Origin of the sequence: Streptomyces sp. NPDC058457 (assembly GCF_042720695.1) — a bacterium.
Lineage (GTDB): Bacteria > Actinomycetota > Actinomycetes > Streptomycetales > Streptomycetaceae > Streptomyces.
Genome location: NZ_JBHXLU010000124.1, coordinates 21,954 through 34,540, shown reverse-complemented (window position 1 = coordinate 34,540; position 12,587 = coordinate 21,954). Strand labels below are relative to the sequence as shown.

12 protein-coding genes are annotated in these 12,587 nt (G+C 72.6%); 8 read left to right on the top strand and 4 right to left on the bottom strand.

What is annotated here, in order from left to right:
• Positions 1–104: 104 nt before the first annotated feature.
• The 3 genes from dgoD to ACFWPS_RS49360 all read right to left on the bottom strand — a co-directional run bounded on the left by dgoD (position 105) and on the right by ACFWPS_RS49360 (position 3,178).
• On the bottom strand, positions 105–1,250 hold the full coding sequence (gene dgoD / locus ACFWPS_RS49370) for a galactonate dehydratase (protein ID WP_383719716.1): 1,146 nt from the start codon (positions 1,248–1,250) through the stop codon (positions 105–107).
• Positions 1,251–1,321: 71 nt separating this feature from the next.
• Positions 1,322–2,086, bottom strand: a complete 765-nt coding sequence (locus ACFWPS_RS49365; protein ID WP_383719713.1) for an SDR family NAD(P)-dependent oxidoreductase — start codon at positions 2,084–2,086, stop codon at positions 1,322–1,324.
• Between the two features lie 45 nt (positions 2,087–2,131).
• The gene (locus tag ACFWPS_RS49360) at positions 2,132–3,178 is read right to left on the bottom strand and encodes a LacI family DNA-binding transcriptional regulator (protein ID WP_383719710.1); all 1,047 of its coding nucleotides are present in this window, start codon (positions 3,176–3,178) and stop codon (positions 2,132–2,134) included.
• 372 nt (positions 3,179–3,550) lie between these two features.
• Between ACFWPS_RS49360 and ACFWPS_RS49355 the strand changes: the two genes are divergently transcribed.
• The 8 genes from ACFWPS_RS49355 to ACFWPS_RS49320 all read left to right on the top strand — a co-directional run bounded on the left by ACFWPS_RS49355 (position 3,551) and on the right by ACFWPS_RS49320 (position 11,537).
• The gene (locus ACFWPS_RS49355; RefSeq protein ID WP_383719708.1) at positions 3,551–4,819 is read left to right on the top strand and encodes an ABC transporter substrate-binding protein; all 1,269 of its coding nucleotides are present in this window, start codon (positions 3,551–3,553) and stop codon (positions 4,817–4,819) included.
• 110 nt (positions 4,820–4,929) lie between these two features.
• Positions 4,930–5,802: a carbohydrate ABC transporter permease gene (locus ACFWPS_RS49350; protein ID WP_383719705.1), complete on the top strand. Its 873-nt coding sequence runs from the start codon at positions 4,930–4,932 to the stop codon at positions 5,800–5,802.
• Positions 5,803–5,914: 112 nt separating this feature from the next.
• Positions 5,915–6,799, top strand: a complete 885-nt coding sequence (locus ACFWPS_RS49345) for a carbohydrate ABC transporter permease (protein WP_383719703.1) — start codon at positions 5,915–5,917, stop codon at positions 6,797–6,799.
• Complete coding sequence (locus ACFWPS_RS49340) at positions 6,796–7,470, top strand: bifunctional 4-hydroxy-2-oxoglutarate aldolase/2-dehydro-3-deoxy-phosphogluconate aldolase (protein ID WP_383719700.1); 675 nt, start codon at positions 6,796–6,798, stop codon at positions 7,468–7,470. The genes ACFWPS_RS49345 and ACFWPS_RS49340 overlap by 4 nt, the downstream gene beginning before the upstream one ends.
• Entirely contained in the window at positions 7,467–8,453 is a 987-nt protein-coding gene (locus ACFWPS_RS49335; RefSeq protein WP_383719697.1) for a sugar kinase, read from the top strand. Before ACFWPS_RS49340 ends, ACFWPS_RS49335 begins: the two co-directional genes overlap by 4 nt.
• A 123-nt stretch (positions 8,454–8,576) precedes the next feature.
• Positions 8,577–9,602 carry a lactonase family protein gene (locus tag ACFWPS_RS49330; RefSeq protein WP_383719694.1) on the top strand — a complete coding sequence of 342 codons (1,026 nt, stop codon included), beginning with the start codon at positions 8,577–8,579 and terminating at the stop codon, positions 9,600–9,602.
• Between the two features lie 168 nt (positions 9,603–9,770).
• Positions 9,771–10,346 carry a TetR/AcrR family transcriptional regulator gene (locus ACFWPS_RS49325; protein ID WP_383719691.1) on the top strand — a complete coding sequence of 192 codons (576 nt, stop codon included), beginning with the start codon at positions 9,771–9,773 and terminating at the stop codon, positions 10,344–10,346.
• A gap of 438 nt (positions 10,347–10,784) precedes the next feature.
• The gene (locus tag ACFWPS_RS49320; RefSeq protein ID WP_383719689.1) at positions 10,785–11,537 is read left to right on the top strand and encodes an SDR family NAD(P)-dependent oxidoreductase; all 753 of its coding nucleotides are present in this window, start codon (positions 10,785–10,787) and stop codon (positions 11,535–11,537) included.
• Between the two features lie 72 nt (positions 11,538–11,609).
• On the opposite strand, the gene ACFWPS_RS49315 is transcribed toward ACFWPS_RS49320, so the two are convergent.
• Positions 11,610–12,509 (bottom strand): LysR family transcriptional regulator, encoded by a 900-nt coding sequence (locus tag ACFWPS_RS49315; RefSeq protein ID WP_383719686.1) that lies wholly within the window; start codon positions 12,507–12,509, stop codon positions 11,610–11,612.
• Between the last annotated feature and the right edge of the window lie 78 nt (positions 12,510–12,587).

The following is a 12,587-nucleotide window of genomic DNA, read 5'->3' as shown; positions in this document are numbered from 1 at the left end:
GTTCCCCGCGCCCCCAAGAAGGTGGGCCCACTGGTCCCACCTAAAGGGGCGCGGGGAACTGCGCGAGCAACCCCCACCGGCCCGCAGTCGATCCGCTGCCGTCGCTACCAGGACGCCAGCGAACCGTCCCTGTTCCGCCATACCGGGTTCCGCCAGCGGTGCCCCTTCTCCGCGGCCTCCCGGATGACGGCCTCGTCGATCTCGATGCCGAGGCCCGGCCCGGTGAGCCGGTCGATGTAGCCGTCCTTCACCTCGAACGGGGAGGCGTCGGCCAGGTAGCCCAGCAACCCGCTGCTGTCGCCGTACCCGATGCCCAGTGACTGTTCCTGGATCAGGAAGTTCGGGACGGCGAGGTCGAGTTGGAGGCTCGCGGCGAGGGCGATGGGGCCGAGGGGGCAGTGCGGGGCGACCAGGACGTCGTAGGTCTCCGCCAGCGCAGCGATCCGGCGGGTCTCCGAGATGCCGCCCGCATGACTGATGTCGGGCTGGGCCACCGCGATCCCGGCGCCGAGGACCTCACGGAAGTCCCAGCGGGAGAAGAGGCGTTCGCCCGTGGCGATGGGGATGGACGTGGCACGGACCACCTCGCCGAGGTCGCGCGTGAACTCCGGCAGCACCGGCTCCTCCACGAACATCGGGAGCAACGGCTCCAGGAAGGGGAGTACGCGCCGCGACATCGCTCCGCTGAAGCGGCCGTGGAAGTCCAGCGCCAAATCCCGGTCGGGGCCGATCGCCTCGCGGACCGCCGTCACCCGGTCCACGATCGCGGCGATCGCGGCCGGCGTCGCCAGCGGCTCCAGCTGTGCGCAGGGGTTCATCTTCACGGCGGTGAGGCCCTTGGCCACCTGGTCCGCCGCGGACTCGGCGAGTTCCTCGGGCGTCTCGCCGTACAGCCAGCCGTAGATGCGGACGCGGTCGCGGACATGGCCGCCGAGGAGCTGGTGCACGGGGACGCCGTGGGTCTTGCCGGCGATGTCCCACAGGGCCTGGTCGATGCCGGCGAGGGCACTGCTGAGCACCGGGCCGCCCCGGTAGAAGCCGCCCTTGGCGAGCATCTGCCAGTGTTCCTCGATACGGGCCGGGTCCTGGCCGAGGAGGTAGTCGAACATCTCCTCGACGGCCTTGGCGGTGGTGTGCGCCTTGCCCTCGACGACGGGTTCTCCCCAGCCGGAGATGCCCTCGTCGGTGTCCACGCGCAGGAACAGCCAGCGCGGTTCGACGAGGAACAGCTCGTATCCGATGATTTTCATGGTGCGGGACCTCCGGGTCCGCGGGCACGACAGCCCGGTGCGGTGACGTACGAAGAAGGGGGAGTTGCGCGTTACTCGTGTGCGCTGATGCTGCGGCCGCCGTCCACCACCAGGTTCTGGCCGGTGATGAAGGCCGCGTCCTCGGAGCCGAGGAAGGCGACGGCGGCGGCGATGTCCTCGGGTTCACCGATGCGGCCGACGGGGGTGCGGGCGGCGGTCCGGGCGCGGTACTCGGCCGGGGCGTCCACCCACAGACCGGTGTCCACGGCCCCGGGGACGACCGCGTTGACGCGGATCCGGCCGCCGTACTCCACCGCCAACTGCCGTACCAGCGCGGTGACTCCGCCCTTGGCGGCCGCGTAGGCGGGGAAGCCGCTGAAACCGAGGACCGCGTGTACCGACGAGGTGACGACGATCGCGCCCCGGGCGGCGGAGAGCAGGGGTACGGCCGCGCGGCAGCCGTAGAAGACCGAGTCGAGGGCGAGGCGGAGATGGCTGTGCCAGGAGGCGTCGTCGAGTTCGTGCACGGCGCCGGGCAGGTTGCGGCCGGCGTTGAGGTGGAGGAGGTCCAGGCGGCCGGTCCACTCCTCGGCCGCCCGGACCGCGTGCGGCCAGGCTTCGGGGTCGGTCACGTCGAGGGCACGGTGGCGGGCCTCGCCCCCCTTGGCCCGGACCTCCTCGGCGACCCGGGCGGCGCCCTCCTCGTCCACGTCGGTGACCAGGACGGACGCACCCTCGCCGGCCAGCCGGTGGGCGGTGGCGGCGCCGATGCCGGAGGCGGCGGCGGTGAGCAGGGCGGTGCGCCCGGCGAAGCGGGTGGGGATGGTGCGGCTCATGGGGTTCCTCTCGGTGCGACCGGCGGCTCGGTCATCCCGTTAGGTTCAGTTGGGTCTTCCGCCCGGTTCGGCCGGGGGAGCTGTGGAGCCGCGGCGGACCAGCCGCGGCTCGGTGGGGACGATCACGTCCCCGGGGGACTTGCCCTCGATCTCGGCGACCAGGGCGTCGACGGCGGCGGTGCCCAGGTCGTGCAGGGGCATCGCGACCGTGGTGAGCGGCGGGGTGAGGTAGCCGGCGACCGGCAGGTCGTCGTTGCCGACCAGTGAGACGTCCTGCGGTACCCGCAGGCCGAGTTCGCCGATCGCGTGCAGTGCGCCGATCGCCTGGGCCAGTGAGCTGGTGTACAGCGCGGTGACCCGGGGGCGGGTGTCGGTGGGCGCGAGCAGGGCGCGGGCGGCCACGGCGCCGCCCTCCTCGGTGAAGTCACCGGCGGCGACCGGCGCGGCGAGCAGTCCCAGCTCACCGGCGCGGTCGAGGAACGCCTGTTTGCGGTCCTCGCTGGGGGTGATGCCGGTCGGCCCCGCGATGTGGCCCACCATGCGATGGCCGAGCTCGTGCAGGTGGTCGAGTGCGGTGACGCTGGAACGGGCCACGTCCATGGTGACGTTGCGCCCCGATCCCTCGACCGCGCGGTTGAGGAACACATGCGGGACGGGGCTGCGGCGCAGCGTCTCCAGGAGCGGATGGCCGGGGCGGGCGGAGGCGATCAGCAGCCCGTCCACGCGGCCTTCCTTGACCAGGTCGTTGAAGGTCTCGTCGGCCTCCTGCCCGTCGAAGTCCTCGGCGAGCAGGGAGAGATAGCCCAGCTCACGGGCGCGCTGGTAGGCGCCGCGGGAGATGGTGACATAGGTCGGGTTGCCGAGGGACGGCACCAGCAGGGCCAGGGCGTGGGTGCTCGCGCCGGCCAGGGCGCGGGCACCGGAGTGCGGGCGGTAGCCGAGGGCCTCGGCCACCTCGTGGATGCGCGCTCTGGTCTCGGGGCGGACGGACAGGTCCTGTCGTCCGTTGAGCACCTTGGACACGGTCGCCTTGGAGACGCCGGCTTCCCTGGCGACATCCACCAGCCTGGCCCGTACTGGCTGATCGGGCACTGGGATTCCTCCAAGCGGTCGGTTGTGTTTGGCCTCTTGACACCTTCTGGCGCCGCAACCTAGCGTTCGCCGAAGTCTTGGTCAACCGGTTTCCTCAAGTGGATATCAGTGATATATCCATGCAGAACCTACCGAAACGGCAGGGCTGAAACTCGCCATCGGCGACCGGTTCGAAAACCCGACCGGCTCGACCCTCCGGACCGTGCGCAACCCCGACCGGTCCGATCCGTCCGACGTCCCCATCTCCTGCTCCCCCCGCTTCCCCCCACTGTGTTCGTAATCCCAGACTTGGTTCGAAATATCGACCACGTCTTGTCGTCCCGCAATCAAAGAGATGTCGGCCCGTGCGCCGACGAATGGGTGAGGTGTGCAATGAAGCGCTCCGGGAGACTGCTCGCAGTCGCCACCACGGTCGCCGCCCTGGCGACCACGCTCGCCGCCTGTGGCGGTGGCTCCGGCTCGTCCTCCGCGGACGGGAAGGTGCACATCAAGGTAGAGGCGTGGAAGGGCGGCGGCGCGGAGCCCGCGAACGTCGCGGAGATCAACAAGGCCTTCGAGAAGGCCCACCCCGACATCAAGGTCGACTTCGAGTACATCACCGCGAACGACACCTACACCCAGAAGCTCCAGCCCGAGCTGCTGGGCGGCAAGGCCGGCGACGTGATCATGGTCGACACGGACAAGATGAACAAGTGGGGCGCCTCCGGCTACCTCGCCGACCTCTCCAAGGAGTCCTGGGCGAGTAAGATCTCCGACTCCGCCAAGCCGTTCGCGACCAGCGACGGCAAGGTCCTGGCGATGCCGATGGAGCTGATCGGCATCGGCCTGTACGCCAACATGGACCTGCTGAAGAAGGCCGGTATCACCGAAGTCCCGTCGGACTGGCCGACGTTCCTCGCCGACCTCGCCAAGGTCAAGAAGGCCGGCATCACCCCGATCGCGCTGCCCGACAAGTCCGGCTGGACCGGCAGCTCCACCTTCCAGGCGATCGGCTCCACGCTCGTCTACCAGAAGAACAAGCAGTGGGACGCCGACTTCCTGGCCGGCAAGACCTCCTTCGGCACCGACTGGAAGTCCTCGCTGGAGCAGCTCAAGACCCTTGCGGACAAGGGTTATGTGAGCTGGAAGAACGAGCTCGGCGTCGACGAGTGGTCGCAGGGCCCGCAGGACTTCAGCGCCGGCAAGAGCGCCTTCTGGTACCAGGGCGCCTGGCAGGTCTCCAACGTCGCGAAGGCCGGCTTCCCGGTCCAGTTCACCCCCTGGCCGGGCGGTGCGGCCGGCAGCAAGCCCAACGCGATGCTCTTCTCCGGCACCATGTGGGGCGTCAACTCCCAGTCGCAGCACGCCGACGCGGCCAAGGAGTACGTGGACTTCTGGTCGCAGAGCGAGAACCTCGCCAAGTACCTGGACGCCGAACACGCCGAGTCCCCGTTCACCGGCGGTACGACCCCGGACGCCACGGAGACCAAGACCTTCAACGCCGCCTTCAACGAGGGCCGTTACCGGGTCCTGCCGTCCAACTCCTGGTACGGCGCGACCGCCGAGACCACCGTCGGCTCCAAGATCCAGGCCTATCTGCTGGGCCAGGCCTCCGAGGCGCAGACCCTCAAGGACATCCAGACGGCGGCCTCCGCCAAGTAGACCGGCCGCCCAGTCCAGTCCGTCCCGGGACCGCCGCGGTGCGGGTGCGGCCGCTTCCCCGCCCCTTTCGCCCGCCCCACCGCGGCCCCGGCCAAGGAGGATCGATCCCCGTGTTCCACCGCCGGCGTGCCACCATGGCCGCCTTCCTGCTCCCGGCGATCGCCGTGTACAGCGTCTTCATGCTGTATCCGCTGGTCCGGGGCCTGTACCTGAGCTTCACCGACAGCCTCGGCGGCCCGGTCGCGAACTTCGTCGGGCTCCAGCAGTACCGGGCCATGGCGGACGACCCGGCCGTCTCGGCGGCCCTGTGGCACACCGTGCTCTACGCCCTGGTGGTCGTCGTCGTGCAGAACGGCCTCGGGCTGCTCTTCGCGTCGATGCTGTTCCGCCGGCCCCGGGTCCGCCAGGCGCTCAACGTCGTCCTGCTGACACCGACCCTGATCTCCCCGGTGATGGCCGCGTTCATCTGGTCGTACCTCCTCGCACCCGGCGGCGGCCTCAACGCCCTGCTCGACACGGTCGGCCTCGGCGGTCTCCGGCATGTCTGGCTGGGCGACCCGCAGACCGCGCTGTACGCGGTGGCCGCCGTCAACATCTGGATGTTCACCGGCTACTCGTGCGCGATCTTCCTCGCCGGCTACATGAACATGCCGACCGAGTTGCTGGAGGCGGCCGCGCTGGACGGCGCCGGCGGCTGGCGGCGGTTCCGCAGCATCGAGTGGCCGCAGCTCGCCCCCGCCCTCACCGTCAACGTCACCCTCAGCCTGATCGGCTCGCTGAAGGTCTTCGAGTTCCCGCTCGTCCTGACCAACGGCGGCCCGGCCGGCGCCACCGACACCCTGACCCTGCTGGTGTACCGGAACATCTTCGGCGGCGGGAAGTTCGCCCTCGGCATCGCGCTGTCGGTGCTGCTCCTGGTGACCGTGGTCGTCCTGTCCAGCGCCACCAACTCCCTGCTCAGGCTGCGCGAACGGCGCATCTGACGGCGCCCGTCACGTCGTACGCCCCTGACGGCGGCCCCTGGGACGTCGTACGCCCCCGACGACGGCCCCTGTGACGCCGTACGCACCTGATCGAACCGGACGGATCGCCACCATGACCTCTGAGACCTCCCGACTCCCAGCGACCGCACAGGTCGCCAGTCCCCGGAAGCCGCGCCGCACGGGCCGCCTGGGCAGCGGCCTCGGCACCGCCCTGCTGTGGGCGGGCACCGTGCTGTTCGTGCTGCCGTTCCTCTTCACGGTCGTCACCTCGCTGCGCACCGCGGCGGATGTCGCCCGCGCCCCGCTGGGCATCCCGCACTCCTTCACCCTGAAGAACTTCAGCGACGCCTTCCGCCAGATCCACTACGGGCCGAGCACCCTCAACACCCTTCTCATCACCGGGCTCTCGTGCGTGTGCATCACCGTGCTGGGCTCGCTGGCCGGGTATCCGCTGGCCCGGATCACCGCGGGCTGGTCGACGGCGCTGTACCGGCTGTTCATCCTCGGCACCTCCATCCCCGTCTTCGTGGTGGTGGCGCCGCTGTACCTGCTGATGCGGGACATGAACCTGCTCGACACCTACGCGGGCGTCGTCTTCATCTACACCGCGATCAACCTGCCGCTGGCCGTGTTCTTCTACACCAGCTTCATCCGCTCGATCCCGGTCGACCTGGAGGAGGCCGCCGCACTCGACGGCTGCGGCGCCTTCCGCACCTTCTTCGTCGTGGTGCTGCCGCTGCTGCGGCCGGTCACCAGCACCCTGCTGACCTTCGTCGCCCTGCAGATCTGGAACGACCTGCTGGTGCCGCTGGTGTTCCTCCAGGACCCGGGCAAGCGCACCGTCATGGTGAACGCCTACTCCTTCATCGACCCGCACACCGTGCAGCCGACCACCCTGTTCCCGGCCGCACTGCTCGGAGTGCTGCCGCTGCTGGTCATCTTCGTGTTCTTCCAGCGCCAGGTCGTGGCCGGCATGTCCGCGGGAGCGGTCAAGTGACCGAACGCCCCGCCCTCACCCCCCAGCTGGCCGACACCCGCGTGATGGCCATCCTGCGCTCCGCCGGCGCCACCGGGCTGCCCGCCGTGGCCCGCGCGCTCGCCGCCGGCGGGGTCACCTGCCTGGAGGTCACCCTCACCACCGCGGGCGCCCTGGACGCGCTCGCCCGGATCCGGGAGGAGCTGGGCTCCGCGGTCGCGGTCGGCGCCGGTACCGTCCTGACCCGGGCCGACCTGCGGGACGCGGTCGCCGCGGGCGCACAGTTCCTGGTCGCCCCCAACGTCGAACCCGACGTCATCGGCGCCTCCGCCGACCTCGGAGTCCCCTTCTATCCCGGCGCCTGGACGCCCACCGAGGTGGCCGCCGCCTGGCGGGCCGGCGCCGCCGCCGTCAAGCTCTTCCCCGCCTCCACCGGCGGCCCCGCGCACCTGCGGCAACTCCGCGCGCCGCTCCCGGAGATCCCGCTTGTCGCGGTCGGCGGGGTGGGCATCGAGGAGGCCGCCGGCTACCTGGCCGCCGGGGCCCGTGCCGTGGGCGTCGGCAACCCGCTGCTGCGCGGTGCGGACCGCACCCCCGGCGACCCGGCCGCCCTCGACGCGCTCACCGGGAGAGCACGCGCCTTGCTGGAGACGGTCAGGCCCGCGACGCGGGCCGGGAAGGGCGACCTGTGAACGGTTCCGCGAATGACCCGCACGCCCCGGAGGCGTCGCAGCAGCCGTACCTCGTCACCGTGGGCGAGACCCTCGCCGTCCTCTCCGCCGCCGAGCCCGGCCCCCTCGCCATGGGCGCCGCGCTGCGCCTCGGGGTCGCCGGGGCCGAGTCCAACGTCGCCGTCGGGGTGAGCCGGCTCGGCGGGCGGGCCACCTGGATCGGCCGGGTCAGCGAGGACCAGCTCGGCGAACTCGTGCTGCGCGAACTGCGCGCCGAGGGCGTCACCGCGCTGGCCGTCCGCGACCCCGCGCCCACCTCGCTGCTCCTCAAGGAGCGGCGCACCGGCACCCATCACCGCATGCGCTACTACCGCACCGCCACGGCCGGGGTCCGGCTCGCGCCCCAGGACATCCCGGAGCAGGTCGTGGCCGGCGCCGCGGTCCTGCACCTCACCGGGATCACCCCGGCCCTCGGCGACGCGCCCGCGAGCGCGGTCCGGCGGGCGGTGCGGATCGCCAGGGACGCCGGTGTCCTCGTCTCCTTCGACATCAACTTCCGCTCCCTGCTGTGGAGCGAGGAGGACGCCCGGCGGGCCGTACTGCCGCTGCTGCGCGACAGCGACCTGGTGTTCGCGGGGCCGCACGAGGCCCGGCTCGTGGTGCCCGACCTGCGCGAGCCCGAGGAACTCGCCAAGGGGCTCTGCGAGCTGGGGCCGGGCGGTGCCGTGGTGAAACTCGGTGCCGAGGGGGCGTACGCGCTGCTGGACGGGGTGCCCTACCGGCAGCCCGCGCTGCCCGTGCGCGTGCACGACTCCGTGGGGGCCGGGGACGCCTTCGTCGCCGGCTACCTCGCCGAACTGCTGGCCGGTGAGGAGCCGGAGCGCAGGCTGCGCACCGCCGCCCGGCTCGGCGCGTTCGCCGTCGCCACCGCCGGGGACTGGGAGGGCCTGCCCCGGCGCACCGAACTAGCCCTTCTCGACCACCACGACGACGTACTGCGCTGAGCGACGTACCGCGCCGACCGGTGTACCGCACTGACCGACGTACCGCGCCGACCGGTGTACCGCACTGACCGACGTACTGCGCTCGACCGACGTACCGCGTCGCCGACCGACCCGAGGAACCCCATGCCCACAGTTCTCGCCGGCTCCTACACCCCCGACACCGGCGGCGAAGGCGTCGGCCTCACCCCGCTGCGCCTGGCCGGCCCGGTGCTGACCACCGAGGCGCCGCCCGTCCCCGCGAGCGGCGCCTCCTTCCTGGCCGCCCACCCGAACCTCCCCGTGGTCTACACCACCCATGAGTCCACCGAGGGTGCCGTCTCCGCCTTCACCGTCGGCGCCGCCGGGGTCACCGCCCTCGGCGCGCCCATCGGCAGCGGTGGCGCCAACCCCTGCCACCTCGCCGTCCACCCCGGCGGCGACTGGCTGCTGACGGCGAACTACGGCACCGACACCCTGCCCGGCACGGTCGCCGTGCACCGGCTCGACGCGGCCGGCCGGATCGCCGGCCGCACCGACGTGGCCGAGCACCAGGGCTCCGGGCCGGTCGCGGGGCGGCAGGAGGGCAGCCACGCCCACCAGGTCCTCGTCGACCCGGCGGGCCGGTTCGTGCTCGCCACCGACCTCGGCGCCGACGCGGTGTTCACCTACCGCCTGGACGCGGCGCGGGGCACCCTGCACCGCACGGCGGTGAACCGGCTGCGGCCCGGCTCCGGGCCCCGGCACCTCGCGTTCGCGCCCGCCGGCGACCTGGTGTTCAGCGCCGACGAGCTCTCCTCGACGGTGACCTGCCATCGCTACGACCCGGAGACCGGGACCCTCGCCGAGCTGTCCCGGGTGCCCGCCACGGCCGCCGGGGTGCCCAACCAGCCCGGCGGGATCGTCGTCGCCGGCCGGTCCGTCTGGGTCACCAACCGGGGCGCCGACACCGTGGCCGCCTTCCGGATCGACGGCACCACCCTGGTACCGCTCGGCGAGACGCGGTGCGGCGGCACCTGGCCGCGCGGTCTGACCGCGGTTCCGGGCCGTCTCCTCGTCGCCAACCAGCACAGCGGAACCCTGGCCGCACTGCCGGTCCTGGACTCGGGCGCCCTCGGCGAGCCGGTGGCCACAGCGGCCGTCCCGTCGGTGGTGTGTGCGCTGGCGGTGTGAGGCCGGCCCCCTGGTAACCAGGAGCGGGAGCTGGGAGCTGGAGGCTCGGGATCTCGGCAGCCGGGGGCTTCTCGCCACGGCCGTAAAATATCGGCGGCGCCCATCATGTGTACGGCGTTCACATCGGGCTCGTAATGTCAGCAGTGCACATATCTCTGAGGGTGACCCATGCCACCACCGAGCGACTCGTACCATCACGGCGATCTCCGGGCCGCCTGCCTGCGCGCTGCCCGGGAGTTGCTGGAGGAGGACGGCAGCGGGGCGTTGTCGCTGCGGGCGGTGGCACGGCGGGCCGGGGTCTCGCCCACGGCCCCCTACCGCCACTACGCGGACCGCGACGCACTGGTCTCCGCCGTCGCCGCGGAGGGCTACCGCGAACTCGCCGGAAGCCTCGCGGCCGCCCATCCCGCGCCCTCGACCCCCGACGACCTGGTCGACGTCGCCGTGGCCTACGTCCGGTTCGCCCTCGACCATCCGGCCCTTTTCCGGGCGATGTTCGCGGAGCCCTGCGACCCCGGCAGCGCCGAACGCGTCGAGGCGGCCGCCGTACTCTCCGCGTATGTCGACACCCTCGTCCTGAAGGCCTTTCCCGGCGGGAACCGGGACGGACTGCCGACCGCGGTGTGGGCCCTGGTGCACGGGCTGGCGTTCCTGCACCTCGACGGCAAGCTCGACGCCTCCAGCCCCGAGAAGGTCGCCGGGCAGGTCGGCACCGCCGTCCGGGCGGTGGTCGGCTTCGGATAGCCGCGGCGTGCGGCCGCCCGTCCCCACGGCGGGGCCTCGGGCGGGCGTCCGTCCCGGTGTCCTCCGGCGGCAGTCCGCAGCCGGTTGGCCGGGGCGCGGAATCCGGCCCGGTGGCGGTCCGCGCGGTCGGCGGGGTGTCGGCCCGCGTCCGCCTGCTCCCGCTGCCGTTGCCACGTGGCGGGCCATGTGACTGCGGGACGTGTGCGGTTGATCGCGGTGGGGCCATGCGCCCGGCGGGGGGCCGCCATGAGCGCGCCGCCTCTGGCCGTGCGCCCCAGGATGCGCGCTTATGGCCGCGAGCTTATGGCGGCCATCGGATCCGCCGATGGGGAGAACGGAATCGTGGAGGTGCTCCGGTCGCTGTGGACTCCCGTCGCCTCATGGACGAGGTGGCGGGACGATGGATTCGCCCCGGTTTCCACACTTTAAGGACAACTCATGAGTTCTGCTGATCTGACCGGACGCGTGGCCCTGCTGACCGGCGCGACCAGCGGTATCGGCGCCGCGACCGCGACGCTGCTCGCCGAGCGGGGGGCACACGTGCTGGTCGCGGGACGGGACGCGGACCGCGGCGGACAGGTGGTCGCCGCCGTCCGGGAGCACGGCGGCAAGGCGGACTTCCTGGCGGCCGACCTGCGGGACGCCGACTCGGTACGGCGCCTGGCCCGCGAGGCCACCGCGGCGGGCGGCGGCCGCGTCGACATCCTCGTCAACAACGCCGGCGTCTTCCCCTTCGGACCGACGGCACAGACGCCCGCCGACGAGGTGGACGCCGTCTACGACCTGAACGTGAAGGCGCCGTTCTACCTGGTGGGCGAGCTCGCCCCGGCCATGGCCGAACGCGGGCAGGGCGCCATCGTCAACATCAGCACCATGGTCGCCGAGTACGGCGTCGCGGGGACGGCGCTGTACGGGTCGAGCAAGGCGGCGGTCAACCTGCTGACCAAGTCGTGGGCCGCCGAGTTCGGCCCGCAGGGGGTGCGGGTCAACGCCGTGGAGCCCGGCCCGACCCGCACCGAGGGCACGGCCGTCATGGGCGACGACCTGGACACCCTGGCCGCGCAGGCGCCCGCCGGCCGGCCCGCCGATGCGCGCGAGATCGCCGAGGCGATCGCCTACCTGGTGAGCGACGCGGCGAGCTTCGTGCAGGGCGCGATCCTGCCGGTCGACGGCGGCCGTACGGCCGTCTGACGCGCAGGGGGAGCGCGGGCGCCGACGGTCCTCGTCGGCGCCCGCGCCCGTACCTCGGCGCCCCGCCCCGTGCTACTCCCGCACCGACCGGTCGAGTGCGGCGATGAACCGGCCCAGGTCCCGGCGGCGCGAGTCGGCCGGCCACACCACCCAGGTGCGCCGCACCAGCGGCTGCCCGACCAGCGGCGACCAGGTCACATGGTCGGGCAGCGGCTGCTGCCAGCCGGGCGGGGCCAGCGCGAAGGCCTGCCCGGAGGCGACCGCGGCCAGCTTCACGTCGGCGATCAGCGTCTGCCCCTCGGGGGCGTCGGGGCCGAGATCGAGGCCATGGCCGCGCAGGACCGCGGTCAGTTCGTCGTACCAGGCGGGGCTGCCGGCGCGCGGGAACCCGACCCACTGCAAGGCCCCGAGCGCGTCGAGCGGGATGCCGTCGGGCCCGGCGAGTTCGGCGGCCTGCTCGGCGGCGACCAGCACGCCGAGCCTCTCCCGTACGACGAGCAGCGCGTCGAACTCCGGCCCGGACGGCCGTTCCCGCAGAAGGCCGACGTCCAGCTCACCGGCGCGCAGTGCGGCCAGTTGCTCGGCCGTGGACAGGTGCCGGGCCTGTACCCGGGTCTCCGGATGGGCCTCGGCGAGTTCGGCGAGCGCCGGGTCGAGCAGGCCGGGCGGCAGCTCCAGGGGGATCCCGATGCGCAGTGCCCCGCCGCCCGGACCGGCGTACCCGGCCATCAGCCGCACCGCCTGGTCGTGCCGGGCGAGCACCGCCCGTGCCTCGCCCAGCAGCGCGGTCCCGGCCTCGGTGGCCGTCACCCCGCTGCTCCCGCGCACCAGCAGCTGCACCCCCAGCTGCCGCTCCAGCCCGCTGACCGTCTGGGACAGCGCGGGCTGACTCACATGCAGCCGCCGGGCGGCGGCCGACAGCCCGCCCTCCTCCACCACTGCCACGAACGCCCGCAACTCCCGCAACTCCATGCCGGTATGCCATCACGGCAGCGGACGGGAGTCACGCAGGGCACCGCCGGAGCGACCACGACCCATTTCCTCCAGGAC

Bases quoted from the DNA above. Each gene is read 5' to 3' on its own strand.
- ACFWPS_RS49345 (WP_383719703.1), top strand. From the start codon at position 5,915: ATGACCTCTGAGACCTCCCGACTCCCAGCGACCGCACAGGTCGCCAGT.
- ACFWPS_RS49320 (WP_383719689.1), top strand. From the start codon at position 10,785: ATGAGTTCTGCTGATCTGACCGGACGCGTGGCCCTGCTGACCGGCGCG.
- ACFWPS_RS49365 (WP_383719713.1), bottom strand. From the start codon at position 2,086: ATGAGCCGCACCATCCCCACCCGCTTCGCCGGGCGCACCGCCCTGCTC.
- ACFWPS_RS49315 (WP_383719686.1), bottom strand. From the start codon at position 12,509: ATGGAGTTGCGGGAGTTGCGGGCGTTCGTGGCAGTGGTGGAGGAGGGC.
- ACFWPS_RS49325 (WP_383719691.1), top strand. From the start codon at position 9,771: ATGCCACCACCGAGCGACTCGTACCATCACGGCGATCTCCGGGCCGCC.
- ACFWPS_RS49330 (WP_383719694.1), top strand. From the start codon at position 8,577: ATGCCCACAGTTCTCGCCGGCTCCTACACCCCCGACACCGGCGGCGAA.
- dgoD (WP_383719716.1), bottom strand. From the start codon at position 1,250: ATGAAAATCATCGGATACGAGCTGTTCCTCGTCGAACCGCGCTGGCTG.
- ACFWPS_RS49355 (WP_383719708.1), top strand. From the start codon at position 3,551: ATGAAGCGCTCCGGGAGACTGCTCGCAGTCGCCACCACGGTCGCCGCC.